This window comes from Levilactobacillus hammesii DSM 16381, from assembly GCF_001434395.1.
Classification (GTDB): Bacteria; Bacillota; Bacilli; order Lactobacillales; family Lactobacillaceae; genus Levilactobacillus; species Levilactobacillus hammesii.
This window is the reverse complement of sequence record NZ_AZFS01000044.1, coordinates 32,951-57,258: the sequence shown is the minus strand read 5'-3', so window position 1 is coordinate 57,258 and position 24,308 is coordinate 32,951. Positions and strand designations below refer to the sequence as shown.

23 protein-coding genes and 1 other RNA gene are annotated in these 24,308 nt (G+C 50.5%); 5 read left to right on the top strand and 19 right to left on the bottom strand.

From position 1 onward, the window contains the following. The first annotated feature begins 39 nt into the window (after positions 1-39). The gene (locus FD28_RS02905; protein ID WP_157059822.1) at positions 40-552 is read left to right on the top strand and encodes a hypothetical protein; all 513 of its coding nucleotides are present in this window, start codon (positions 40-42) and stop codon (positions 550-552) included. Between the two features lie 113 nt (positions 553-665). Here the strand turns inward: FD28_RS02905 and FD28_RS02900 are convergent, their stop codons facing one another. From FD28_RS02900 to FD28_RS02890, 3 genes are all read right to left on the bottom strand, one after another. Continuing rightward, positions 666-1,268, bottom strand: coding sequence for a nitroreductase family protein (locus FD28_RS02900; RefSeq protein ID WP_057732407.1), 603 nt, complete (start codon positions 1,266-1,268; stop codon positions 666-668). 100 nt (positions 1,269-1,368) lie between these two features. Next, positions 1,369-2,874 carry a carboxypeptidase M32 gene (locus FD28_RS02895; protein WP_057732405.1) on the bottom strand — a complete coding sequence of 502 codons (1,506 nt, stop codon included), beginning with the start codon at positions 2,872-2,874 and terminating at the stop codon, positions 1,369-1,371. 216 nt (positions 2,875-3,090) lie between these two features. After that, positions 3,091-3,615: a TetR/AcrR family transcriptional regulator gene (locus FD28_RS02890; protein WP_057732404.1), complete on the bottom strand. Its 525-nt coding sequence runs from the start codon at positions 3,613-3,615 to the stop codon at positions 3,091-3,093. Between the two features lie 188 nt (positions 3,616-3,803). On the opposite strand from FD28_RS02890, the gene FD28_RS02885 reads away from it, so the two are divergent. Further along, positions 3,804-4,469: a CPBP family intramembrane glutamic endopeptidase gene (locus FD28_RS02885; RefSeq protein WP_057732402.1), complete on the top strand. Its 666-nt coding sequence runs from the start codon at positions 3,804-3,806 to the stop codon at positions 4,467-4,469. Between the two features lie 48 nt (positions 4,470-4,517). Here the strand turns inward: FD28_RS02885 and FD28_RS02880 are convergent, their stop codons facing one another. The 12 genes from FD28_RS02880 to FD28_RS02830 form a co-directional block, all read right to left on the bottom strand. Continuing rightward, a complete protein-coding gene (locus FD28_RS02880) occupies positions 4,518-4,862 on the bottom strand; it encodes a hypothetical protein (RefSeq protein ID WP_057732400.1) in 345 nt (114 codons plus the stop codon). 55 nt (positions 4,863-4,917) lie between these two features. Continuing rightward, on the bottom strand, positions 4,918-5,397 hold the full coding sequence (locus tag FD28_RS02875; RefSeq protein ID WP_057732398.1) for an 8-oxo-dGTP diphosphatase: 480 nt from the start codon (positions 5,395-5,397) through the stop codon (positions 4,918-4,920). Beyond that, positions 5,394-6,476 carry an acyltransferase gene (locus FD28_RS02870; RefSeq protein WP_057732396.1) on the bottom strand — a complete coding sequence of 361 codons (1,083 nt, stop codon included), beginning with the start codon at positions 6,474-6,476 and terminating at the stop codon, positions 5,394-5,396. The genes FD28_RS02875 and FD28_RS02870 overlap by 4 nt, the downstream gene beginning before the upstream one ends. A gap of 97 nt (positions 6,477-6,573) precedes the next feature. Beyond that, positions 6,574-6,762, bottom strand: coding sequence for a hypothetical protein (locus FD28_RS02865; protein WP_057732394.1), 189 nt, complete (start codon positions 6,760-6,762; stop codon positions 6,574-6,576). Between the two features lie 168 nt (positions 6,763-6,930). Continuing rightward, positions 6,931-8,265 carry an ammonium transporter gene (locus tag FD28_RS02860; protein WP_057732392.1) on the bottom strand — a complete coding sequence of 445 codons (1,335 nt, stop codon included), beginning with the start codon at positions 8,263-8,265 and terminating at the stop codon, positions 6,931-6,933. Positions 8,266-8,608: 343 nt separating this feature from the next. Next, positions 8,609-8,908 carry a hypothetical protein gene (locus FD28_RS02855; protein WP_057732390.1) on the bottom strand — a complete coding sequence of 100 codons (300 nt, stop codon included), beginning with the start codon at positions 8,906-8,908 and terminating at the stop codon, positions 8,609-8,611. 284 nt (positions 8,909-9,192) lie between these two features. Continuing rightward, positions 9,193-9,573: an HIT family protein gene (locus tag FD28_RS02850; protein ID WP_057732388.1), complete on the bottom strand. Its 381-nt coding sequence runs from the start codon at positions 9,571-9,573 to the stop codon at positions 9,193-9,195. 6 nt (positions 9,574-9,579) lie between these two features. Beyond that, positions 9,580-10,725, bottom strand: a complete 1,146-nt coding sequence (locus tag FD28_RS02845) for a THUMP domain-containing class I SAM-dependent RNA methyltransferase (RefSeq protein ID WP_057732385.1) — start codon at positions 10,723-10,725, stop codon at positions 9,580-9,582. A 32-nt stretch (positions 10,726-10,757) separates the two neighbouring features. Further along, positions 10,758-11,585 carry a hypothetical protein gene (locus tag FD28_RS02840; RefSeq protein WP_057732383.1) on the bottom strand — a complete coding sequence of 276 codons (828 nt, stop codon included), beginning with the start codon at positions 11,583-11,585 and terminating at the stop codon, positions 10,758-10,760. Between the two features lie 74 nt (positions 11,586-11,659). Beyond that, positions 11,660-12,039, bottom strand: an RNA gene (rnpB, locus tag FD28_RS13040) — RNase P RNA component class B. A 19-nt stretch (positions 12,040-12,058) separates the two neighbouring features. Continuing rightward, positions 12,059-12,412: a cell division regulator GpsB gene (gene gpsB, locus FD28_RS02835; RefSeq protein WP_057732381.1), complete on the bottom strand. Its 354-nt coding sequence runs from the start codon at positions 12,410-12,412 to the stop codon at positions 12,059-12,061. 54 nt (positions 12,413-12,466) lie between these two features. Then, positions 12,467-13,036 carry an SLOG family protein gene (locus tag FD28_RS02830; protein WP_057732379.1) on the bottom strand — a complete coding sequence of 190 codons (570 nt, stop codon included), beginning with the start codon at positions 13,034-13,036 and terminating at the stop codon, positions 12,467-12,469. 191 nt (positions 13,037-13,227) lie between these two features. Between FD28_RS02830 and recU the strand changes: the two genes are divergently transcribed. From recU to FD28_RS02815, 3 genes are all read left to right on the top strand, one after another. Then, a complete protein-coding gene (gene recU / locus FD28_RS02825) occupies positions 13,228-13,836 on the top strand; it encodes a Holliday junction resolvase RecU (RefSeq protein ID WP_057732376.1) in 609 nt (202 codons plus the stop codon). A gap of 31 nt (positions 13,837-13,867) precedes the next feature. After that, positions 13,868-16,207, top strand: a complete 2,340-nt coding sequence (locus FD28_RS02820; RefSeq protein ID WP_057732374.1) for a transglycosylase domain-containing protein — start codon at positions 13,868-13,870, stop codon at positions 16,205-16,207. Between the two features lie 514 nt (positions 16,208-16,721). Then, positions 16,722-18,449 (top strand): phosphatase PAP2 family protein, encoded by a 1,728-nt coding sequence (locus tag FD28_RS02815; RefSeq protein ID WP_057732372.1) that lies wholly within the window; start codon positions 16,722-16,724, stop codon positions 18,447-18,449. Between the two features lie 123 nt (positions 18,450-18,572). Here the strand turns inward: FD28_RS02815 and FD28_RS02810 are convergent, their stop codons facing one another. The 4 genes from FD28_RS02810 to FD28_RS02795 all read right to left on the bottom strand — a co-directional run bounded on the left by FD28_RS02810 (position 18,573) and on the right by FD28_RS02795 (position 24,011). Continuing rightward, on the bottom strand, positions 18,573-19,268 hold the full coding sequence (locus tag FD28_RS02810) for a DnaD domain-containing protein (RefSeq protein ID WP_057732370.1): 696 nt from the start codon (positions 19,266-19,268) through the stop codon (positions 18,573-18,575). Between the two features lie 153 nt (positions 19,269-19,421). Continuing rightward, complete coding sequence (locus FD28_RS02805; RefSeq protein WP_057732368.1) at positions 19,422-20,597, bottom strand: pyridoxal phosphate-dependent aminotransferase; 1,176 nt, start codon at positions 20,595-20,597, stop codon at positions 19,422-19,424. A 17-nt stretch (positions 20,598-20,614) separates the two neighbouring features. Further along, positions 20,615-21,118 (bottom strand): cell wall elongation regulator TseB-like domain-containing protein, encoded by a 504-nt coding sequence (locus FD28_RS02800; protein WP_057732365.1) that lies wholly within the window; start codon positions 21,116-21,118, stop codon positions 20,615-20,617. Between the two features lie 49 nt (positions 21,119-21,167). Next, the gene (locus tag FD28_RS02795) at positions 21,168-24,011 is read right to left on the bottom strand and encodes a helicase C-terminal domain-containing protein (protein ID WP_057732364.1); all 2,844 of its coding nucleotides are present in this window, start codon (positions 24,009-24,011) and stop codon (positions 21,168-21,170) included. Between the last annotated feature and the right edge of the window lie 297 nt (positions 24,012-24,308).

The window sequence follows — 24,308 nt, the reverse complement described above, 5'->3', positions numbered from 1 at the left end:
TAATGAACAAGACTTAAACACACTATTGGAGGCACATTCATGCTTACATTTTTCCATATTTTCTACGGCTCAGCACTAGTTCTCTTAGTCGTGGCCTTCGTGTATCTTGGCGTGACCTACCGTATTTCAAGAGGCAAGTTCATGTCTGTTCAGGACCAGGCCCAGCACGTCATTCGCATTGACCAATTCCATCAGACGCATCCGGCTGCCATGCGGCTCCATGACCGCGTGCAACGCTGGCAACTCATTTCGCTGATTGCCACCGCGGCGGCCCTGGCACTGCCATTCATCTGGATTATCTTTTTCCCAAATTTTGGCAGTCCCACTGGTATGCTCAGCCTCGTTGGCGTCCTAGCCCTTGCGTTAACTATCGCTGAATGGTACAGCCTCACCAGCATGCACCGTTTGCGACAGATCTACCGGCAACACCAGCTGATAATCAAGCTGCTGCCCCACCTACACTTGCTCTCTTTAATCTACAAGTGGACTGTCATCATTATCACGTATGAGGCCCTGGGACTGGCGACCTGCTACGCGCTGTTTTACTTCTAGACGGCCTCCCCAGGGTCCGGAACATCACTCAAAAAAATGGCGTTTACCACGACCGCGACTGGCCCTTCACTAGGACCGCGCATCAGGTAAACGTCATTTTTAATTTTCACAATCTACTTAAACACACGGAAACGGTCGCTATCCGCCATGTAGTCCTTATCATCGGCCGGTGCCTCGATGGACCCAAAGTCCATTTCAGCCCGCAGACGCCAGCTTGCCGGAACATCAAACGCTTCACGAACGGCGTCATCGATCAGCGGGTTGTAGTGTTGGAGGTTCGCACCCAGGCCATTTTCGGCCAGGGACGTCCAGACGGCGTACTGGGCATTTCCTTGGGATTGTTCGGACCAGTCTTGGAAGTTGTCCGCATACAGTGGGAAGTTTTCTTCGAACGCCTTAACCGTCTTGGTTTCGGTGAAGTACAGGATGGTCCCATAGGCCGCTTTAAAGCCGTTGACCTTAGCCTGGGTCTTGGCAAAAGCGGCATCGTCCTTGACCACCTTGCGCAGGGAATCCACCACGATATCCCATAATTTTTCGTGAGAATCACCGAATAAGATAATGGCACGGGTCGTCTGGTTGTTAAATGAAGAGGGCCCCTGCTTGATGTTGGTCTCGATCAGATCGACCAGTTCGTCTTGGGATAAATTGACGTTCCGCCCCAGTGCATAGATGCTCCGACGCTTTTTAGCTAAATCAATAAATTTGGTTTCCATAGGTTAAAGTTCCTCATTTCGTTAGGGTTATCGTTGACAGAATTAGATATTCATAAATGATGATTACCAGTTTACCACTTACTTTTAGGAAGTAAAGTGATTACTCCGTGACTTGATAAGCTTTTTCAAAGGTCGTCGTCATCCAATCCAGCCAGTACCGGGGGTTCAGCGGCTCTCCAGTGACCTGTTTAATCAGGGTCTGAGGCGTCAGGCTCGCCCCCAACCAGTGAATGTGTGACCGCCGCCACTGCGTTATCGGTGCGTAGTCTCCACTGGCCAGCAGGTCCGTCACGGGGAGTTCCTGGCTCATGGCATGGTAGAACTGTGCCGCGTAAAGCTGCCCCAGCAGATACGTCGGGAAGTAACCCAGATCGCCACCCGCCCAGTGAATATCTTGCAGAATCCCCTCGGTATCGTTAGCCGGTGTAATCCCCAGATATTCCTGATACTTCTGCCGCCACAAGGCTGGTAATTCCGCCACCGTGGTCTCACCGTTGAAGAGCGCCTTTTCCAACTCATAACGCACCACAATATGTAAGGGGTACGTCAGCGGATCGGCTTCCGTCCGGATCAGTGTCGGTTTAGTTGCCATGAACCCCCGATAAAAGGTTGGCTCGTCAATATCGGTAAAAAGACGCCCGGTTGCCGCCTGGAAACGACCGTATTCGCCCTGCCAAAACGCGGCATTCCGCCCAATAAAGATTTCATTAAAGAGCGACTGGGATTCATGCATCCCCATCGACGGCGCATCGGCTAACGGCGTGTAATCGTAAGTGGGATTAATATTTTGCAGATACAAGCCGTGCCCCGCTTCGTGAATACCGCCCAGTAACGACATTTGAAAGTCATGAATCCCGTAGCGATTGGTAATGCGTGCATCCCCACGATCTAAGGCAACGGTAAATGGGTGCGTACTCCGTGACAGGTTTCCCTTCTTAAAGTCATAGCCCAATCGGGTCACCGTGTCCCGAACGACTTGTTCCTGAACATCTTCGGGAACCGCACGACTCATGAAGTCCGTGCGCGGCTGTGTTCCCCGCGTCGCCAGGGTGTGGCGGATCTGGTGAATACCGGCCTTTAAGGTCGCCATGATAGGATCCAGCTGGGCCACCGTCATTCCCGGCTCAAATTGATCCAGTAGGACGTCATAGTCCGTGGCCTGGCCGCGTTTCCAGTACGGAATAAATTGTTTCTTAAAAGCGACAATCTTTTCCAAATAAGGCTGCAGCAGGCTAAAATCTTGGGCGACACGCGCCTGTTCCCACACCTGCTGGGCATCGGAGATCACCTGTTGGTAGGCCGCATAGTCGGCCGCCGGAATATCATGGTTTAAATCAAAATCCTTTTTAACCAGTCGGAGAACCTGAGTGCCCTTTTCATCGAGTGCCTCTGGATGTGCCGTAAAGTAGTCGATGAAGGTCTTCATTTCCGAGCCCGTTCGTAAAGCTAGCTCTTGGCCACTGACGTATCCCGACAGTTCGCCACGGAAGCTAGCCCCGTCCTGCGGCAAATTTGTGTGAGAATCCCAGTCGATCAGTGCGAGATTCATCCCCAATAAGCTAATCTGTTTGACCAATGCCAAAAAATCGTGTTCCGTAGGTGCCATAGAAAACGCCTCCAATATCAATGATTGGCTTAAGTCTAGCATGCTGGCTTGCAAAAAGCCCGGAAACTTTCTCATTAATTTATCATTAATTCATCACATCATGATCGTTAGGTAAAACTTTTAGCTAAATGTTTTACTCAGTTTTTTTACTTTACTAAAAGTTTTCATTAAGTTTTCATTTAACAGGCCGCCCTATCCTAGCCACTGCTTGTATCACTATTTTTCTAAGAGTTTTAGCAATTGCTCCGTTACCCATTCGCCGTCAACGGTTGCATCACGCGTGCGTAGTAAGACGCCCAGTAAGAACGTCCATATGGCAAGGGTCGTCTGCTCTACCGAAACATCCAGCTGCTGCTGCGCGGTTAGCAGGGTCACAATCGTCTTTAGGCTCTGTGGCACAGGCAACGGTTCCCGCAAAGCAAAGGCCACTGCCCGGGGATGAGCCGCCGCATAGTCCAATAGATTAGTCACGAGTCGTTGCAGCATGGCCTGAGCGTCGGCGGAATCCAAGACCCCCTCATGCAGTGCTGCCGTGATCTCCGTGGTAATGTCCGTCCGTAGTTGTGCCAATAGTGTCGCCTTATCCGGATAGTGTCGATAAACGGCGGCCGGGGTCACGGCCAAGAAGCGCGCGATTTGGCGCAGAGAGAGCTGATCTACCCCCTGCGCTTCCAGTTCTTGACGTGCCTGTTGAGCGATGGTTGCCGCTAAATTTTGCCGATGGTACGGTTGTTTTGTCATGACAGGTATTCCTCCTTAAAAGCCAATGTTGTCAACGTTCACTCCCGATGTTATCACTGTTCACATTGAATGTAAACAGTGATAACATTGCTTGAATTCTAGCCAATCCTTACAGAAGCTTTACACGCATGCCGGCCTAAAAGATTTATAATGGATAATAAAACCTTATTTAGAAAAGAGTGCCGTCTATGTCACGAACCATCTCTACCCGTCGTTTTACCTTTCAAGTCATCGGTTTCTGGGTGATCTGGTTAATTGTCCAGCTCGCCTTGAATTCGCCCATCGAACACCATCTTACGGGCTGGCCAGAAGAGTTAGCCCTCGATGCCACCAAGCTCATTGTCTGGGTAGGTGCCGCTGTTTGGCTGTTGCACCGTGCGCATCCCGAAGAACTAGCCATTAGTTCACGCGAACAGTGGCGGCCCAATTGGCGGTTCACTGCCGGCTACGTGATCTGGGGCGCCATCGTCGTTTACCTTTTGGTCGAGTTTTGGATCGTCCATCATGGCTTGCGTCTCAGTCCGACCTTTATTCCGCAATACTGGGGTCGCTACTTCCTGGTGGTGGGTGTCGCCGAGGAATTCCTCTTTCGGGGCTACTTCCTTAACGTCTTACTGAAGAAATTCAGCCTCACACAGGCCAATATCATTCAGGCCTTAGCCTTCGCTAGCCTACACATCCCCCGCTATCTCACGACGGTTCCCGCAATGAGTCCGATGGCTTGGATCGGTAACCTCATCACCGTCACCGCACTGGGGGCCCTGTTCGGTTGGCTGTACGCCAAAAGCCGTTCCCTATGGCCAGGCATCATTGTCCACATGACCTGGGATATTCTGGTCACCTTATTCGCTTAACCGCTCAATAAAAAAACCGTGCCGTCAGCAATGACGACACGGTTTTTATTAACGGGTGATGAAACGCCTCAGGTAGCCCAGGAGAATTCCCAGAAATACCAGTGGCAGCAAGAAACTCAGTAACGGTTTTAGTAAATAAGTGGTGGTCACCAGCGTCGTTCCAATGTCCAGTACCAAAACAACACCGCTAACAGCTAACAGAATCCGCCACCATTTACGGGTGATCTTCGCTTCGTACGTCAGACCATAGACCAGTAACGTTAACGCCGTCGTCAGGAGCAAGGCGCGTTGAAACCAAGCAGCTGTCACGACGACTGTTAAGAATAAGGCCAGTACACTGAGACCCATGAAAACATAGCCATACCAGCGTTGGCTTTCTTTGATTGTCTTCACGATTATCGCTTCCTTTTCAAGCCTACCTTCAGTGTAGCGACTCCCGCCTCTTTTTTCAAATGGTTGACGTAGATTGACTGGGGTCAACCTGTAACGGACCATTCCACGCATCGCTGGTCACAGCGGGCGTTTCTCCTCGAAAGACCTTAAGCAACGTTAGCAGACTCTCCGCACTATTTTCGGTGGTTAATGCCATCGGCTCAAGCCAATAGATGGGGCCCTCATCACTGGCCTTAATCTTGCCCGTGAATTGGTCACCCCGATAGAGCAGGCCCAGTTTTCGTTGTTGCCGATCCGCCGAGAACCACTCACAAGTGCCACAAAAGTCGACAGTCGCCAACGTGAGTCCCGTCTCTTCAAAGACTTCACGCATCGCCGCCGCAGCACAGCTCTCGCCAACTTCAACGTGGCCTCCCGGAAAGCTATGGCCTGCCTTCCAAGGCACATTTACTTTATCTTCGACTAATACTTTACCCGTTGTGGGGTCCGTGACCATGATCATGGTCACCAGTTCTACCGGTTGTGTTCTCGTCATACCCGTTTCCTCCAGTTTAAAATGCCCGTAATTACTGCGGTAAAGCCAAACGACCAGCCCCAGGTCAGCAGATAACAGCTCATTATCCCGATGACCGGATGGCCCCGCGTCAGTGCTGCACCCCCTAGTCGCCAGATGACCTGAAGCCAAAACACATTAGCTAAATAGGAAGGATAAGCGTATCCCGCCAATCGATGAATCACCGGCAACCAGCGCGACGACCGCGTCTGTTGCCGGCCGGCCAAGGCCAGAATCAAACCAATCACGGCGAGAACGTACAGCACGGTTGCTGGTAAATAGTAGCTGGTGTGTGCCAAACTAATGGGCCAGGGCCACGCCAATAATGCGCGATTTTGCCCAACTAGTGCTAGTCCACCTAGGATCAGGACTAGCGGCCACCAGCGACGTAATTGTCGTTGCACCCCTGACCAACCAGACCAGGCCAGGATGCCTAAGATCGCATATAGGAAAAATCCCAGAAACACCCGATCCCATAAATACCAGCGATTAAAGTGGGCCGTGGGATACACGGCCAAATCATACCACCCCAGCCAGATGAGATAGCCCAATACCGCGATACCCAGTAGCCACCAAGCCGCGTGACGCAGGCACAGCCACCGTCGGATTCCCCAAAACAGGGGCATCACTAAGATCATCTGCAGCATCATCGTGTTGTACCACAAATGTGGCGCTGCGTTGCCATTGACGAACTGCCAGCTAAAGCTTAGCCAGTCATGATAGCGCTGATGTTGCTGCAAGCCTGGAAAAATAATCAGGTAGGCCAGCGTCCAACAAACGGTTGGGCAAAACAGGGCTGACCATTGCCGTTTCAGATAGTGCCCATAGTCAGGCTGGTGATCCGCCGTGGTTCGCATCGTGGTCAACAGGATGCCGCAAATAAAGGCCGGTGCCGTAAATTTCACCGATAAGTAGACCCACGCCAGGCCCTGCTGAAGTGGCGCCACCTTGGGCAAATTCCAGGCCAAGCCCAGCACGGATTGAAGCATCACCGCCGTGCAGGCAAATATTTTAAGATAGTCGCCGCCATCCGCGACACGATTCAATTCTTCTGCTTTCACACCCTCATCGCCTTTACATGCTCCATTTTAGCAAGAGCGAACCGGTGATGTAAAGGCACGAAAAAAGAGGCTCACCGGCCTCTTTTCTTCTGCTTGATTAAGCTTCGCGTTCGCGATTTTTAAATTTTACGACCAAATCGTCAATGCCATAGCAGATAGCGCCTAAACCGGCAAAAACTACCGGGAAGACGATCCACATTGGTGACTTCATTAAGACCAACACCAGGCTCAAAAAGCCTACTGCCAGGACAACTAAGACTGTTAAGGCAATTGCGTCTTTTGTCATGTTATTCTCCCCCAAACTAAATTAAATTCCGTGGCCCCTAACCACAATTCATAGTTTAGCAGGTCTTTACGCAAACGACAACGACTTTGTTCAAGCTTAATAAAGTCACTAACTTTTAAAATTTCAAGGCACACCATCATCAATGTGGGTCGGTTAATTCCCCGATCATCACCGACTATTCGTATGTGGTAAGGGATGTTCCAGGTGTTGTAGCTGACCACGAAATTCACTCTCATACCGCTCCTGATCCGGTTGAAAATCCGCCAGCCGTTCACTCAGGCCAACCGCATAGTCCGCTTGTTCGCCGTGTTCACCTTGATCCAGTCCCAACTCTTCCTCGCCGGCGGTAACCCGCATGGGCATGAATCGCCGAAGAACCACTACCAGTACACAACCCACAGCCGCAACAAATGCGATCGTAAAGGCCGTAGCCAAGATTTGAACGGCCAGTAGATGCCAGCCGCCACCGTAGGCCAAGCCATTTTCGGCAATCGTCGGGTTCACGGCCTTGGTGGCAAAGACGCCGGTTAAGATGCTCCCGACAATCCCACTCACCCCGTGGCAGCCAAAGGCATCTAGCGCGTCATCCACGCCTAAACGCGGCTTCAGTAAGCGAATGAAAGCGTAGCTGGTAACCGTTGCGATCAAGCCAATGGCCACCGAGCCCATGATCGTCACATAACCGGCGGCCGGGGTAATCGCCACCAAGCCGCACAGCGTCCCGGTGCAAACCCCAACCAGGGTCGGCTTCCCGGTGGTCCAAATATCTAATGCCATCCAGGTAACCATTGCCATTGCCGTCGCCACCGTACTCGTAATCGCGGCTTGAAGGGCCACACCGTTAACCGCCAAGGCGCTCCCGGCGTTGAACCCATACCAGCCAATCCAGAGAATTGCCGTCCCCAGCAACACCCACGGTAAATTATAGTGAGGATTATCGCGATTCCCAGACAGCCGTGGTCCCAGCCAGGCCGACAAGACAAGTGCTGTAACCCCCGCATTGATGTGCACGACGGTACCACCCGCAAAGTCCAGCACACCCAGCTTTGCCAACCACCCCAGTGGACTCCATACCAGGTGAACCATGGGGTAATAGATGAAGATCGACCAAGCAATCAGAAATGCCAGTAGAAACTTAAAGCGAATCCGCCCTACCACTGCGCCCACGAACAGCGCCGGGGTAATGATGGCAAACATCATTTGAAACAGGGAGTAAGCGCCAACGGGAATCCGGCTGGCCGTTAAGCTCGCCAGATTGACCCCGGCCATAAAGACGTGATGCAGGTTACCCACGACGCCCGCAATATTTCCGGAAAACGCCAAGCTGTAGCCCAAGAAAATCCACAGTAGGATTGCAACCCCCGTCATGATAAAAACCGACAACATGGTATTGACCACATTCTTCTCGGAAACCAATCCTCCGTAGAAAAAGGCCAAGCCCGGTGTCATGAATAAGACCAGAATACTGGCAATTAAAACAAATGCGGTGTTAGCAAGATTCATCTGCGACGCCCTCTTTATCTCTTAATGTCACAAATTCTAACATCTAAAATGGTATACGTCTACCTCACGAGTTGTTTCACCTGGTTGTTTGCCGTTTCGACTTACTAACGCCCGTTTTATTAGGCTTTGGTCTAAAGTGGCCCCCACTAAGCCCGTTGAACGTGTTATGTTTTCTAACATATTTTTTAAAATAAAAAGAATTCTGCGCTTTCTGGCATTTCTGTGTATCAAAAAAGCACCTCTCTTAGGAGATGCTTTTAAAATCTAAATTCAGTCATCAATACGTTTTGGCAAAACACCAATTATCGCCACCCAGAAGACAACTTAAAATGTCGCCCAACAATTAATGCTTTTTGATTCGTTCTTTTTCCGAATTATATCCGCGAATAAATTCACTGATCTCAGAAGCCTTGTCATCAAATAACTGATTCAACACAGTAATTGCCAACTCCGGATATGTCGCAAATTTCCCATCTTTTTTATAATCGCTTTGGGCTTTTTGGACACCCATTTCAAAATCGGTCAGATTAGATTGTTGCTTATTTTCGTTTTCCCAAGAGGTATAGGCTGCTTTGGCATCATCATAGTTTCCCGCTTCGTAATTTCTCTTCACGTAATTATGAATATCTTTCAACATACTCATAGTACTCGCCCACTTTCTAAGCTTCCAAACACATCTGGCGCGCCTATATTAGTTTCTCCCAACTAATTTGTCAAACCAATTGCAGTGGCTTTTCAATCACTGTGGTCAACCTGGGTTTATTCCCTATCGAGATATCACGATAATCAAGAAACCAGCCAGCAAGTAGAAAGCGTATTTTAAAATAGATGACCCTTAGCTAGTTGCAATTCCAAGCGACCGTTTAACTCAAAAAAAGGCCCTTCACACCATTACCGTGCAAAAGGGTCTATCTTAGTTCACTTAAATTAATGCCGCCAACTCTTGACCGCACGGGGAATCATTTTCCGAATGCCACCCCGAGGATCCTTAACGTCCCCCTGGTAGCGCGGAATCAGATGGATATGCGCATGCATCACCGTCTGTCCGGCCGCGGGATTCACGTTGATCCCAATATTGTAGCCGGCCGGATGATAGCGTTCATCCAGTAACGCTTTGCCCATTAGCAGCAACGCATCCAATGCCTGCTTGGTCTCCGCCGGCACATCAAAGTACGTCACGTAATGCTGTTTGGGCACAATCAACAGGTGGCCTTGACGCACGGGATGAATATCCCAGAACGCCTTGGCCAATTTGTTTTCGAGAACAATGTCCGATTTTTGACAAAAAATACAATCCGGATCGATCACGTTAACCTACCCCTTATGTTGCCGTGGCTGACGTTGGGCCCAGAACTGGAAGTAGTCCGTCCGCAGCGCCCCGTTATAGAGTTTCCGCGTCTTCGTGGCCTTTTGCCCGTAGAAGTGTTCGAACTCAAGATCGGCCGTTAAAATGTACTTTGACCAATCCGTATAGGGCTTGAAGACCTGACCCATTTGTTTGTAAAGTTCCCGGACACTCGCCTGGTCACTCAACCGTTCCCCATAAGGTGGGTTGGCCACAATGACCCCGTGCTTAAGATCCGTTTGGAAGTCCTGAACGGCTAACTGACGGAACGTAATGTCTTGCGACAAGCCGGCTTCTTCGGCGTTCTTCTTGGAAATTGCCACCATCTTCTCGTCGATATCGCTCCCAAAGATCTGTAGCGGGGTATCGTAATCAGCTTTGGCATCCGCTTCATCCCGAACCTTATCGCTCAACTCTTGGGGAACCCATTCCCAGCTTTCACAGGTGAAGTCCCGGTTAAAACCAGGGGCCAGGTTCCGGCCAATCAAAGCCGCTTCAATCGGAATAGTCCCGGAACCACAAACGGGATCCCAGAAAGGCATGTCCTTATGCCAACTGGTCAATGCGATCAGTGCAGCCGCCATGTTTTCCTTAATTGGCGCGCCACCCTTATCAACCCGGTAGCCCCGCTTAAAGAGACTAGGGCCCGTCGTGTCCAGCGTCAACATCACGTGGTCCTTGTCAATCATGACTTCCAGCGGATACGTGGCCCCGGTTTCGGGCATCCGTGTCCGCCGGTGATAGACGGCGGCTAATTTGGTAGCCACAGCCTTCTTCACGATGGCCTGTGCGTCCGGCACACTATGGAGCTGTGACTTCTTCGAACGGCCTTCGACTGGGAATGCCGCGTCCATTGGAAGTAATTCATCCCAAGCAACGGCCTTCGTGGCTTCAAACAGTTCATCGAAGGTCACCGCATCAAATTCGGCCACGATGATCCGCACCCGATCGGCCGTCCGCAGCCACAGGTTGGTCCGTAAAATGTCTTCGACCGTTCCGTCAAACCGTACCCGGCCATTCTCAACTTGCGTCTCGTAGCCGAGGTCACGCAGTTCGCGACCCGCTAAGGCCTCGATACCACTAGCCGTTGCGGCGTATAAATGAAATTTCTTCATGTTTTAATCCCCTTTCCTCTAACTTAACTCCACTAAAATAAATTGTCCCAGAACGTTCCCAATGCGCTAAGGGCACTATCTAAAATTCCAGTTTTATCAATCAGCTTCAATCCAGACATCATTGTTTTAATAACACTTTTATTAGGTTTACTTTTTTGTACTTGCCCACGCATGGCATCTATATAGTACTCCAACGCCTCCACGTCGCCCTTAAAGTCTACACTTTTTGCCCTCTCCATGATAGTGCTAGCTAACCTATTAAAATCTTTCAGCTTTTCACTATCAACTTCCTGGCTCATTGTAGAATTAGTTGTATCTTGCTGAACTTGAATATTCCCTGAGTTTTTGCCAATATACACTTCATTCTTATTATCTCGTTTCACGTACGTTCTTAATCTCCTCGCTAGCGATCCCATTTCCATCATACCAATAAAAAAGTCCCGTCCCATTTGATATATGCCAAAGGCTACTGAGAACGTATCGTCATTGTCCATTCTCCAACGGTATTCATCTTTAAACGATCTTCCAAATTCCAGCTCCATTTTAGAAGAATTAGCACCAATTTCACTTAATAATAATACTTCCCTGTCAGAGATACGATCTGAAGCAACTACTTTCGCAATAATTTCAAGATCATAAACAAAAGAACCCGCTAAATTTATAGACGATGAAATCGTCAAGCAATAAGTAGACGGAACCTCATTAAAACGCGACGTATGACGCAACTTCGCTTTCCCTTTTATTAGTTCCTGCTTAACTTCTTTTGATCTTTCTATCACATCCTGCAAGGTGCTAAATATACCGTCTAAACTTTTTTCATCGTAAGGCGTCAAATAGTTATTATAATCCTGACTGTCCATTATCTAACCTGCCTTAAATAATTGTCTAAAAAAAGGGTGGGAGCAAGCTCCCACCCACCTGACATGGTGTAAATCCCTGTAAGCCATGTTTTGTACCACCCAACCGTTTCAGGCAAACGGCTGACTGGCAGTAATCATCTATCTCGAGAGTTTCCTCTCCCCCCACATTTCGTTCATTTCCATATGTGAAGCGCCCCTACCAAAAGTTTGGGTTGCCCGCTCGAGGGGTTTACCGCGTTCCACCGTCTAAGTTTCCTTAGACGTATCGTCACTGTGGCACTTTTCAGGGATACTAGGGCATAGCCGAAGCCGTAGCCGTGTTTTCCCGCCGTAACGCTATTGCTAACGTCCCCCGGCTTATTTTTTCACCGAGCACGAACACTACAGACATCTCAGTCTGTGCGAGCATGGACTTTCCTCAGCCGACAAAAGCCGACCGCGATTACTCAGGATTTACACCAGTCTTTATAATTCTACAAACGATGTGACTCGTTTGGATCATTATCTAATTGTGAGCCGAAAACGTGCCGTTCCAAATTGGAAAGCCGCTTCAAGATGTCCATATTCGTGGCACTTGAAGCCGGTTGGCTAGTCGTCGACGTTTGGCGTTGTCCGCCACCCACTTGAACTTGTTTCGTGAGTTCATCGACCTTCGCTAATAACCGTTCGTTTTCTTCTTGAAGCCGTTGATTTTCCTTAACAAAGGTGTCGTAGTCCTTAATCACGTTGTCTAAGAAACTGTCAACGTCATCTGGATCGTAACCACGCATCTTTTGTCGAAATTGCTTTTGCAAAATTTCCTTGGGAGTGAAATTAACGTTTTCCATTGATCTTTACACCTCGTTGTCTTATCAAACCGGCAATTAATATAATACCAGTTTTTATTCGATTTGGGAACCATTATTTAAATTTTCTTGATATTCATTGGCACTTTCTTGTAACCAATCCATATCAATGAGTGTTAAGGGGTAAGTATGCTGCGCCTGAAACTGCGTCACGGCGCGGTAATCATACTTAGGTTTTCCTTCGACTTCTAAATCATATACCATTACTGCCTCGTCCGTATGGGTCAACATAAATTCTTGATAGTTTCTTAACTGTTGGGGCCCATGATAGGGTTGCTCGCTAACCGACTGGTGAAAATCCACCTGACTGGCTAGTGTCGCGTACTGTGCTTGATTGGCTTCGTTCCAGTTTCCCCCGAATTCCGCAAACGGCGTCATCATGGCCACTTTCAGCTCTGGATACTCGGCTTTCAGCTTCAATCCCACCTCGGCTGCCCACTGCTCGACCCCCAGTTGGCCCCCGGTAATCAACCAATCCGTCCCGGACTCAACCTTATTGATCAGCAATTTACGCAGCGTATCCTTGATCACCAACAGCTTAGGGTCCTGATTGCCAAATACCTCTAACTCATAGCTGCGATACCCCGTTAGCCACAGTCGACTCACCAAACTACCCCCTTTTGACATTATCCTCTTTAGTGTAGCGAAAATTAACGGCGGCAGCAAATAAAAAACACAAAATAGGAAAACATTTCTTTAGAATTTGTTTGGGAGTTTTTATTTCTGGGTCAGCTTGGTATAATGTCAATAACTGGGCCACAAATGAAAGCCAGCTTTCAATAAGGAGTGAGGAGTCAATGACTATTCGGTATCCCAATGGGAATGCCTACCAAGCGCCAGCAACATCAGCGGGGCCCAAGTTTGCCAGCCATTACACCAATTACGGTAAACGGGGTATGACGCTGGAGGAAGAATTGAACCAAAGTAACACCTATTATCAGACGCATGGGTTGGCGGTCGTCCACAAGAAACCGACGCCCATTCGCATCGTTAAGGTCGATTACCCTAAGCGAAGTGCGGCCGTGATCAAAGAAGCCTACTTCAGCACCGCATCGACCACGGATTACAATGGTGTCTATCAGGGGCACTACCTGGATTTCGATGCCAAGGAAACCAAGAACCAGGCATCATTTCCATTAAAGAACTTCCATCAACACCAGATTGATCACATGCGGGCCTGCACGGCTCAGGGCGGTATCTGTTTTGCTATTATCAAATTCGTTAGCCGCCAAGAAACCTATCTGTATCCCGCAACTGACCTATTTACCTTCTGGGATGATCAGACTAACGGTGGACGCAAATCCATCCCCTACACGGAGATCGCCGCTAGTGGCATCAAGCTCATCGCGCAGCTCCAACTGCCGGTGCCCTATCTTAACGCCGTGGACCAGCTGCTAAAGCGGTAGCTGACACGTTTAAACGTAAAGGAGAATTACCATGTCTAGTAACAATTCAAGCAGAGAGACCCGGATGAGCCGCAATGCTGAACACAATGTCAGACCGACCGCCAAATCCGGCGGACCCAAGCGACCACATAACGGCTGGCGGACCTTCCGTCGCGTGCTCTTCATTATCGTCGCCATCGGGGTCCTCGGGATTCTGTTCGGTGCCGGTCTCTTCTTTTTCTATGCGCAAAGTGCCCCGAAGATCTCGCAGTCAGCGCTCTCTAGCGATGCTTCGACACGGGTTTACGATGCCAACGGAACCGTTATTTCCCGTTTGGGTGCGCAGAACCGGAGCTACGTTAAGACCAAGAACATTCCCGACGCCTTAAAGCAGGCCGTCGTCTCAACCGAAGATCGGCGCTTCTACAAGAACAACGGGGTTGATCCCATCCGGATTTTTGGTGCCGCACTGGCCAACGTCACCGGATCCTCTCTGGGGATGCAAGGTGGGAGTACCTTGACGCAGCAACTGGTCAAGCTTTCCGTCTTCTCCACGGCCGCTTCGGACCGAACTCTGAAACGCAAGGCCCAGGAAGCTTGGTTGGCCCTCAAGGTCGATCACAACTACTCCAAGGACCAGATCCTGGAATACTACATTAACAAGGTTTACATGGGAAATGGTGTTTACGGGATGCAGACCGCTGCCCAGTACTATTATGGTAAGAGCCTGAAAAACTTAGACCTGTCTCAACTGGCCATGCTGGCTGGGATGCCCCAGTCACCAACCAACTATGACCCTACGACGTATCCAGCGTTAGCTAAGAAGCGGCGTGATCTGGTCTTGGATGCCATGGCTAAGAACAACGCCATCACCACTGCCCAGGCTGCCCAAGCCAAGGCAACTAGCGTTAAGGCTGGTCTTGCAACAACGCATAAGTCTACAGCTATTGCCAGTGCCAAGACGACGAAGGTGATTGATGCCTATCTGAAGCAGGTCTACGCTGAGTTAAAGGCCAAGGGCTACAACACCACTACCGGCGGTCTAAAAGTTTATACCAACCTCGATATGGGTGCCCAACAGAAACTCTATGACATCGTTAACGGCAGTAGTTACGTCAACTTCCCTTCAAGTAAGTTCCAAGTTGGGTCCACGATTGTTGATCCGAATAACGGGAAGGTTGTGGCCATGATCGGTGGCCGGAAGACCGGTAATGTGACGTTTGGTCTGAACCGCGCCGTGCAAACCGACCGTTCCAGTGCTTCGACCGCCAAGCCATTGATGGATTACGGTCCCGCCATTGAGTACTTGAAGTACCCCACGTACGAGCCAGTTAAGGATACGGCATTCACCTACCCTGGCACGACCAAGAACCTGTACGACTGGGATAGACAGTACCAAGGAACCATCACCATGCGTAAGGCACTCTACGAATCACGAAACATTCCTGCCATTCGCACCCTGCAGAACGTGGGGATCAAGAAGGCAACCGACTTTCTGGATGGCTTAGGCATGTCTTTTGAAAAGACGTTGACCCTGCAAAATGGGATTGGACTTTACATCTCAACTGAACAGGAAGCAGCGGCCTACGCGGCATTTGCTAACGGGGGAACCTACTACAAGCCTTACCTGGTCTCCAAGGTGGTCACCCAAGATGGCAAGGCCCACAACTACGCTTCCACTGGGAAACAAGCCATGAGCGCGGCCACGGCCTTCATGCTCACCGACATGATGAAAGATGTCATGACTAACGAGAACGGGTCTGGTCGTTCCGCGGCCATTTCCGGGCTGTACCAAGCCGGTAAGACTGGGACGGACTCCTATCCTGACGATTACGCCGACAAGGTGCCAGATGGCGCAACGATGGACTCCTGGTTCACGGGTTACACCAAGAACTACGCCGTCTCCGTTTGGACTGGGTATGACAAGCAGTTCCAGACCGGCCACTACGTCAGCGAGACGCAGACCACCATTGCTCAGGAAATTTACAAATACGAAATGAGTTACCTGGCAACGAAGAGTACCAATACCAATTGGACCAAGCCAAGTACCGTCACCGAGACCTCTCAAAACGGCAAGACCGAATACTACGTGACCGGTCACCCTGGTACCGTGTCAGATACCACGTCAACCAGTCAATACGGATCCACGAATACGACGAGTTCTTCCGCCTACAGCAGTAACGGTCAGGTCACGACGAACTCCAGCAGTAGTTACCGAACCGAGTCGTCAACGACCAGTCAATCCAGTGCTAGCAAGGAATCTTCCAGCACGGAACAGACGACCGGTGGTAACAATGGCAACGACGGTAATAACGACACAAATTCCGGCTCCAGCTCCACGAACACCTCCTCTGCGACAACCACAAAGGATAAGGCTAATAATGATAAATAATTAGTAAAACCAGCGGTGCATAGACCCTCAACAGGTCATGCACCGCTGGTTTTTTGTTGCCTTTTTTAGGAAGCTCTCGTCCGTCTGGCAACCCGCGGACGCTAAAAGCCTTGGTCATTTAGCAGGTAATCACTATGTCTAAGTAAATTGTGACCATAACCTTTTAAGTTGTTGTAACCACAAGCCACTGAATTGAGTCGAGGGGGACTGCCTTGTGTTTCCCCCTGCACGACCAGCTGATTTCAACATGATTGTTTGGCGACTACCTGTTAAACGCGAACGGCATTGGACTACCTCAAAACGAGATGGCCTTTTTTACTGAAAAACTAATGAAAGCAGGTCATTATTAGTCTTTCAATACTCAAATATTAGCGTATTCATCGTTGTGTATCGATTTGGTATGGTTCATGTATAGGTTTAATGAAGCTGCCCACATCACGATTCAAGTTAGGTATGATGAGACTTGAACCACAGAATCAAAACATATCTTTCAACGTGAAAGGCAGGAATTTCAATGAAAAACAGACAACGTACCTGGACTAAACGCGTCACCGCCATTCTCTCATTGGCAGCCGTAACGCTTCCCCTGGCAACCAACGTGGCGCAAGCCAGCACAACCGCGCAATTGGCGCCGCAACGGGCCGTATATGGCTACTTTATGGATACATATAAGCAAAACGTGTCGACCTATAAGACGGCGGCCAACAATCCAATGATTGGGATGCTTGCCGAATTTTCAAATTACTACGCGGATGGCAAAAATTTGAATAAAGCGTTAATGCAGGAAAACATTGACAAGTCAGCAAAGATTACCCAGAATCGAACAGCCGCAGAGGAAGAACGTTCCTACCTAACCGACCGGCGAGATCTCCGCTACAGCGTCATCAACGCGCTGGGCCCCTATGCACCCGCATTTATCAAAAATGCAAATGCGCAAACGCCTTTCCACAAAATGCCAAGCACGCCCGATCCGGTCAACCAAAAGCACGCCCACGTTGATTGGGCCGATGAAAATGCCAAATTAGGGCCGATCGTGGCCTTCATGAATCACAATTCCTACACAGCCTATTCCAACACTGGGATTGTAAAAAGCGTTGTTCGCTACAAACGCCCTTACCGTTGGAGTACCGACGTTAAACCCTTACCCGCGCTTTCAAAAATTATGGCTGCGGCTCCCGCAACCGATTTTGACTTTGCTAGCGGCCACACCACTACAGGCTTTGAAGATGGTCTGTCACTAGCTTACGCGTTCCCGGAAAGATTCCAAGAACTCCTCACGCGTTCCTCAGAGATTGGACTTGACCGTGTCATCGCCGGACGCCATTCGCCGCTTGCAGTTATGGGCGGCCGGATGGCGGGGAGTGCCGTTGTCGCTTCAGCTTTGAATAACTTCAGTAACCAGGACATGATGAAGAAGGCCTATAATGCTGCTCATTCCGCTGACTTACTCGGAAGCAAAGATACCTCGGCCCAGGATGATTTCGCTGACTACCAAAAGAACCGGGAAGACTACCGGTACCGAATGACTTACGGCTTCAAGCAAATCGGGAATCCCAATGTTGACATGCACGTTCCCAAGGGGGCCGAAGCTTTGCTTGCAACTCGCCTCCCTTATCTGACGGACACGCAACGTCGTGATGTTCTGTTCACGACTGGTATGCCTTCCGGTTATCCTTTAATGGATGATGCCGAAGGTTGGGGCCGCTTAGACCTCTTCTCTGCTGCCAGTGGTTATGGCAAGTTTAACGACGCCGTTACAGTTAAGATGAACGCTGCTAAGGGCGGTTTCAATGCCCAAGATAATTGGCGTAACGACATCTCCGGTAAGGGATCATTAATCAAGGCTGGTAGTGGCTTACTCCAATTGAGTGGCAACAACACTTATGCCGGTGGCGTGAGCGTAAAGGGTGGCACGGTACGATTAGCCTCCACCACAGCTACTGGTAAGGGTAGCGTGCAAGTCAAGCACGGTTCCCTTCAACTGAGCACGCAAAAGGCCATTATCAAAGGACACTACCAACAAGCCCAGAATGGTCAATTATCCTTAGCCAAGACGGCTCGCTTAGCCATTAAAAAGAATGCCAAGTTAGCTGGTACGTTGAAGTTAACGGATGGTCATTTGAAAAATGGTGCCACAATTATGACCTTCCGTAGTCATAAGGGTAAATTTGCCCACGTGACGGGTCTTTCAAAGAGCTGGCACGTCGTTTACACGAAGCACGCCGTTAAATTAGTCAAATAGTTCAATTCAAAAGATCCAGTGGCCGATAAAAATTGCGCCACTGGATCTTTTATATGCTTATTTTCTTTTAAATTGCCTAAACGCGGCTACGGTTAAAGTAACCCATGCGTTCCGCAACAGATCCTAGTTATCCGTCAATTTAAAAATCGGGACATCGGGAATATCGTTGCCCGGCGTCGCACTTGGACCACTCGGCCGTGGATTCTGCCGAGCCTTATCGCGTTGGACTTGAGCGGCCGTCTTTAAATTGCGTTTCTCCCAATTCAATAAGATCCGATCCATATACTTCAAGCTATAGGCCTGGCTCAAAACTGCTTCCTTCAACGCCAACTGAATCAATTCTGGTCGATAATGGTCGTCATCCAGCCACTGATTAATGCTCTCCATCTCCAGGGGCGACAGTGGCCGACCAAACTCGGTCTCAATCTGATTGAACACGGTGGCTCGGTCATTGGTCGCCGCCGTCTTAACGGCCTTTTTAGTGGTCTGTACGGCCAACTGGCTCAGCTTTTCCATGAGCAGGTGAAAGTCATAGGCATCCTGCTTTTGTCCCTGATCATCCGGCACACTGGTAATCACCATGAGCTTATTCGCAATCAATTCGTGGAGAATCTGGTAAACGCGCTGTTTATCCCAGCCCAGGTGTGCGGCCAAGACATCCGCCTCAGGCATCTTTTGCCCGCGATCCATGTAGCGTCGCAGCTGCAAGAACACCAGCAGCTGGTCGGTGGTCATCCCCACCTCACGGAAATGATCCAGCAAATAATTGGCAATGCTGGTCTGTCCGTCTTGAATGTACCGTTGTGTAAAGTCTTCCATGCAAAGGTTCCCCCTGTTTCTACTAACGTTTCGTGCTACCCGACATGATAGGTTAACGCGACATCCGAAAATACCATGCCGTGCTAAGAAACGACCGAACCCACCCGGTGGCAGCTCGATCGTTTCATCAAAAATAACTCACATTTTAACTCTTTATTCAGCCATGAAGGCCTGCAGGCGATCAACGGCCCGCTGTAGCGTCTCCAAATCCGTCGCGTAGCTCAAGCGAATGTGCCCGGGTAACCCAAAGGCCTCACCCGTGACCGTTGCAACGTGGGCTTCATTTAAGATGAGATCCACAAATTCACCGGTCGTTTGCACGTGCTTCAGGGCCATTGCTGCCGTCACATCGGGGAAGAAGTAAAACGCCCCCGCTGGCTTGGTTAACTGGAACCCTGGCAACGCGGCTAACTGCGGATAGATCACGTCGCGACGCTTCTTAAAGCCCGCCTTCATCTCCGCCACCGACGCCTGGCTCCCCGTCAAGGCAGCCGTTGCCGCCGCCTGACTAACCGCGGCGGGATTTCCCGTCATGTGTGACAGGACCGTCTTCAACGCCTGGGTAATCGTGGGATTAGCCACCGCATAACCAATGCGCCATCCCGTCATGGCATAGGTCTTAGAAACCCCATTGATTAACACCGTGTGCGCGTCAATGGCTGGCGAAATTCCCAGCATTGAAGGAGCCGCCTGAGGGTCATCGTAGAGGAGTTCCCCATAAATCTCATCGGCAACCACGATCAGGTCGTGTACCACAGCAAATTCACCAATGGCCTGCAGTTCAGTCCGCGTATAGGTTGTCCCACTGGGGTTTTGCGGTGAATTCAACACAATTGCCTTGGTCGCCGGTGTCAAAGCGCTGGCTAACTGTGTCGGCGTCACCTTCAGTGACGCCGTGGGGGCTACCTCGATGGGTTGTCCGCCTGCCAGCTTGACCTGTTCACTATAACTGACCCAGTATGGTGCCGGTAGCAAGACCGCATCGCCGGGATCGAGTAGAACTTGGAACAACGCATATAACGCCATCTTTGCACCGGTTGTCACCACCACTTGGCTCGGATCAACCTGTACGGCATGCAAGGTGGCAAGATTTGCCGCGATGGCTTGTCGTAGTGTCAAAACACCCTCGGTCGGTGTATACCCGTTGACCTGATCAGCCTGAATGGCCGTCACTGCCGCATCCTTAATGGACTGTGGTGTGGCGTAATCCGGTTGACCCACGCTCAAATTAATCACGTCGATGCCCTGGGCTTGTAACGCCTGCGCCCGTTGGCCGGTAGCTAACGTGGCTGAGGGACTGACCGCTGTGGCCCGTTTTGACAATTGCATGTGACCCGCCTCCTAGATTAGATGTTGGAGATTTGTTGTAAAACTTTACCGTTACTATACTGATACGTCAGATAGCACAATTTGCCGCTCTTATTTAAGTAGCTAATCTGCCAAGCTGGCTTACCATTAAACATGCTCAGTGCTGCGGAGAGCACCTTCTTAGGATTCCGATTCCAGACCTTTTGAAGGGCGGCATTTCGGGACAGACCGTCGCTTTGCTTCAGAACGGTCACGTTATCCCCGGACTTGGGCACGATGGCGTAGACGGCCTGCTTGGCCTTATTCTTCCCCGCCACCGTGTAGTAGGTTGTATCCAGATTCGTCCAGTAAAACCCACTGGTGCTGGTCAGATGGCCAGACTTCTTAGCGACCGTTTCGGCCCGCGTTTGGTCTTGGCTGAGGGGCTTGGTGGCCTTACGAATCACATAGCCCGCGCTCAGCAACAGTACCAGGATCACGATCAATACACTGAGTAATACCCAATGCCGTGGTCGCTGGCGCCGTTGATATTGTTGTCTCATCAATTTTCCATCGTACTCCCTTGTCAGAATTCAATCTTTTCTCATTATATCAAACTTCGGGTGGCGTCACGGACTGGTCCGGCTTTTTTTCGAAAAAATTAACTAAACCTTGGGAAATCGCCGTCACATCGCCCGTCGTTCGGGGCAGATCGGCTGGCAAGGCTCTCAGGATACTCTGACCGTAGTGCCGTTCAATCAGCCGTTGATCCAGGATCACAATGGCCCCATGATCTGTCGGCGTCCGAATCAGCCGGCCAACCCCCTGTCGTAGCTTCAACGTCGCTGCGGGGAGTGCCGCATTGTAGAATGGATTCTTGCCGGCAGCCTCTAGACGTGCATAGTCGGCCTTCACAAAGACGCGGTCGGGCGAATCGAATGGCAATCGGGTCACAATCAGTAATTCTAGCTGTTCCGCTGGCAGATCGATGCCCTCCCAGAAACTAGCTGCGCCTAACAAGATGGCGCCATGACTGGTTGCAAAGCGTTTAGCGATGCGTTCACGACTGCCGCTAATGCCCTGTGCAAAGATCTCCCGCTGCGCGAATTCCGGTTGCGTCACCAATTGCTGATAGACCTGTTCAATCACGCTCAGCGAATTAAAGAGAATCAGGGTCTGCTTGTCCACGGCGCCCGCAATCTGCGTAATGGCCGCCGTCAGGTACACCACATAATCGGCTGGTGTCACCCGGTTGAGTTCCGGACCAGAGTCCGCGATCAACAGTTCCGCTTGCTGGGCGTAGTCAAAACTCGAGCGCATCCGGTGTGTCACCGTCTCGTCGCGATCTAAGTCAAACTGATCGAGAACGTACTGTGAGCGTCCGGAAGAAAAGAGCGTGGCCCCAGTCAATAGTACGGGCTGAAAATGCGTATAGATCTGCCGGCGTAAGAACCCTTCGGTGGCCAACAAGCCACTGGCAAATTGCAGACTGTTACGGTCGCCGACATGGTTGATCGTCACCCAGAACAAGCTGGCCGTATGAGTCTTCGTGACCTGAGCAAAGATATCTTGCAACTGTGAAACCTCATCGTCAAACTGATGGATTCGCGTATCGACTTGCGCGAATAAATGTTGCTCCGAAGCCGAGAACCGGGCCTGCTGCTGATCGAAGCTTTGCCGCAAGGCCCCCAGTTCTGCCAGTAATGACGTGGTATCGCTAACGATGGTCGCAACCAAGGGGTCCGTCTGCGGCCGTAGCGCATCGAGTTCCTCAGTCGGAATTAATTTTTCAATGGTTTGATTCTGATTATTCCCCCGTTGACGCGCCAAGAAGGCCAAGAAAAGTTGATTGACCACTTGATCCAACGTGGTCTCCAATTCCTCGCTTAAGCGCACCATCCGATGTAACGTGTTGGTGGCTTGGGTATCACCCACAAACAGGCCCAGTAAGCTCGGCCCCATCTCGCGATTGATATCCCGCTGAATGTGATGGAGCGCATTCGTCAGGTGGGCGAACTTAATCTGCGTCCGTCGCTGACGTAAGGTACTCTCTGCTAAATGCTGAGCCTCATCAATTACCAGGTATGGCCGATCCAAACGTTCGCCAAGATCCTGCGCGTGTTCGCTCAGGTAAGCATGGTTCACGATAATGACTTGGGCTTGGGTCATGCGTTGGTCACGCCGCCGTAAGAAGTCATCGTCGTAGAACGGGTTATCCGCTTGCGTCGAGCCCTCATGCACGACCTCTTGGAAGTACGGCGCCCGGTAAGTGGCCAAATGCAGCTCATCGAGATCACCGGTTGTGGTCATCGTTAACCACACCAATAGCCGCAGCTTGAGTAACTGCGTTTGCTTAGAACTTTCAGCTACCTTTAAGGTCGCCGCAAACTTCTGCAAGTCGAGGTAATGCCGACTGCCCTTCACTAAGACGGCGTTGATCTGGAACGGGACGATCTGATTCAACAGCGGTAACGTCTGATCCAACAACTGCTCCTGTAACAGCGTGGTGGCCGTACTAATCACGACAGCGTGGCCCTGCTGGTTAAGGTAGGCCATGGGCAACAGGTAGCCGAGACTCTTCCCGATCCCGGTTGGGGCTTCGACAATCATCTGTTTGACGGGATGCTGATCGCTCGCCGCATAGTTGTTATAAATATAATTCATCATCTTAGCTTGTTCCGGTCGCCATTCCAGGTTATCCGGCATCAGCTTTTGTTTCTGTTTCTTCGTCTTGGGATACTTGGACGGCTCAGCCAGCGTGGTGGCCGGCAATGCCGTGGCACGGCGCAAGGCGAGACCATTCTTAACGTACAGGTAGTCCGGTAGCTTGCGTGGCTGTTCGGTGTTCAACCGTAAGGCCACGTCAAAAAGTGCCGCCGTTTGCAGCGGTAGCTCGGGATGCAAGTCAATCATTTGCTGAAGCGTCACCAATGGCAGTGCCCGTAACCGGCGGAACAAGAAGATAAACAACTCCGCCGTGGCACTTGCATCACTATCCGCAGAGTGTGGACTGTCGTGTTCAATGTTAAACAGGCTACTGAGGTCGCGTAGTCGAAAACTAGCGGCCGTGGGTAACAGAATCTGGCTCAGGGACACCGTATCCAAACCTTCAATGGTCAATTCCGGATAACCGACTCGCGCAAATTCTGCGTTAATAAAGGGTAAATCAAAGTTCACGTTGTGAGCCACGAAGACCGTATTGGTCAACTGACTGTATAACGTCGCGGCCACGTCATCAAAGAGTGGTGCGTGACGAACCCGTTTGTTCGTGATCCCCGTCAGCCGTGAAATCCCCGCAGGAATCTCCCGCAGTGGATTCACGTCGGTCTCAAAGTGATTAATAATCTTGTTGTGCTGGACGAAGACGCACCCGATCTGGATAATGCGGTCGCCATCTGTCACACTGGTTCCGGTAGTCTCAATATCAACCACCGCATAAACCGTGTCTTTATCCATAATATGCTCACCAATTTCTGCACGATTGCGTTAATAACTGGCACTATGATACACCACTTGAGCGGCCTGCGCTACCACAAAGCGTGTGGAAAACGGCGGTTGACTGGCACACACGTTTCACCGCGATAGTCTGAACCCAGGCAGGCTCCCGGTTGCCCCTAAATTCAGGCCACGTCCAGCCACACCATGGGTCTCAGTCCACCGACGCCATCCGGTTCTTTCAGTGCGAGACTTCCCGCGCTTGGTGACCAGCAACACCTCTCACCACTGCCATGGGGAACGTTTACACCTAGCTTT

Excerpts from the sequence above, each read along its gene's own strand:
- FD28_RS02905 (WP_157059822.1), top strand. The coding sequence starts at position 40 with ATGCTTACATTTTTCCATATTTTCTACGGCTCAGCACTAGTTCTCTTA.
- FD28_RS02900 (WP_057732407.1), bottom strand. The coding sequence starts at position 1,268 with ATGGAAACCAAATTTATTGATTTAGCTAAAAAGCGTCGGAGCATCTAT.
- FD28_RS02895 (WP_057732405.1), bottom strand. The coding sequence starts at position 2,874 with ATGGCACCTACGGAACACGATTTTTTGGCATTGGTCAAACAGATTAGC.
- FD28_RS02890 (WP_057732404.1), bottom strand. The coding sequence starts at position 3,615 with ATGACAAAACAACCGTACCATCGGCAAAATTTAGCGGCAACCATCGCT.
- FD28_RS02885 (WP_057732402.1), top strand. The coding sequence starts at position 3,804 with ATGTCACGAACCATCTCTACCCGTCGTTTTACCTTTCAAGTCATCGGT.
- FD28_RS02875 (WP_057732398.1), bottom strand. The coding sequence starts at position 5,397 with ATGACGAGAACACAACCGGTAGAACTGGTGACCATGATCATGGTCACG.
- FD28_RS02865 (WP_057732394.1), bottom strand. The coding sequence starts at position 6,762 with ATGACAAAAGACGCAATTGCCTTAACAGTCTTAGTTGTCCTGGCAGTA.
- FD28_RS02860 (WP_057732392.1), bottom strand. The coding sequence starts at position 8,265 with ATGAATCTTGCTAACACCGCATTTGTTTTAATTGCCAGTATTCTGGTC.
- FD28_RS02855 (WP_057732390.1), bottom strand. The coding sequence starts at position 8,908 with ATGAGTATGTTGAAAGATATTCATAATTACGTGAAGAGAAATTACGAA.
- FD28_RS02845 (WP_057732385.1), bottom strand. The coding sequence starts at position 10,725 with ATGAAGAAATTTCATTTATACGCCGCAACGGCTAGTGGTATCGAGGCC.
- FD28_RS02840 (WP_057732383.1), bottom strand. The coding sequence starts at position 11,585 with ATGGACAGTCAGGATTATAATAACTATTTGACGCCTTACGATGAAAAA.
- gpsB (WP_057732381.1), bottom strand. The coding sequence starts at position 12,412 with ATGGAAAACGTTAATTTCACTCCCAAGGAAATTTTGCAAAAGCAATTT.
- recU (WP_057732376.1), top strand. The coding sequence starts at position 13,228 with ATGACTATTCGGTATCCCAATGGGAATGCCTACCAAGCGCCAGCAACA.
- FD28_RS02820 (WP_057732374.1), top strand. The coding sequence starts at position 13,868 with ATGTCTAGTAACAATTCAAGCAGAGAGACCCGGATGAGCCGCAATGCT.
- FD28_RS02815 (WP_057732372.1), top strand. The coding sequence starts at position 16,722 with ATGAAAAACAGACAACGTACCTGGACTAAACGCGTCACCGCCATTCTC.
- FD28_RS02810 (WP_057732370.1), bottom strand. The coding sequence starts at position 19,268 with ATGGAAGACTTTACACAACGGTACATTCAAGACGGACAGACCAGCATT.
- FD28_RS02805 (WP_057732368.1), bottom strand. The coding sequence starts at position 20,597 with ATGCAATTGTCAAAACGGGCCACAGCGGTCAGTCCCTCAGCCACGTTA.
- FD28_RS02800 (WP_057732365.1), bottom strand. The coding sequence starts at position 21,118 with ATGAGACAACAATATCAACGGCGCCAGCGACCACGGCATTGGGTATTA.
- FD28_RS02795 (WP_057732364.1), bottom strand. The coding sequence starts at position 24,011 with ATGGATAAAGACACGGTTTATGCGGTGGTTGATATTGAGACTACCGGA.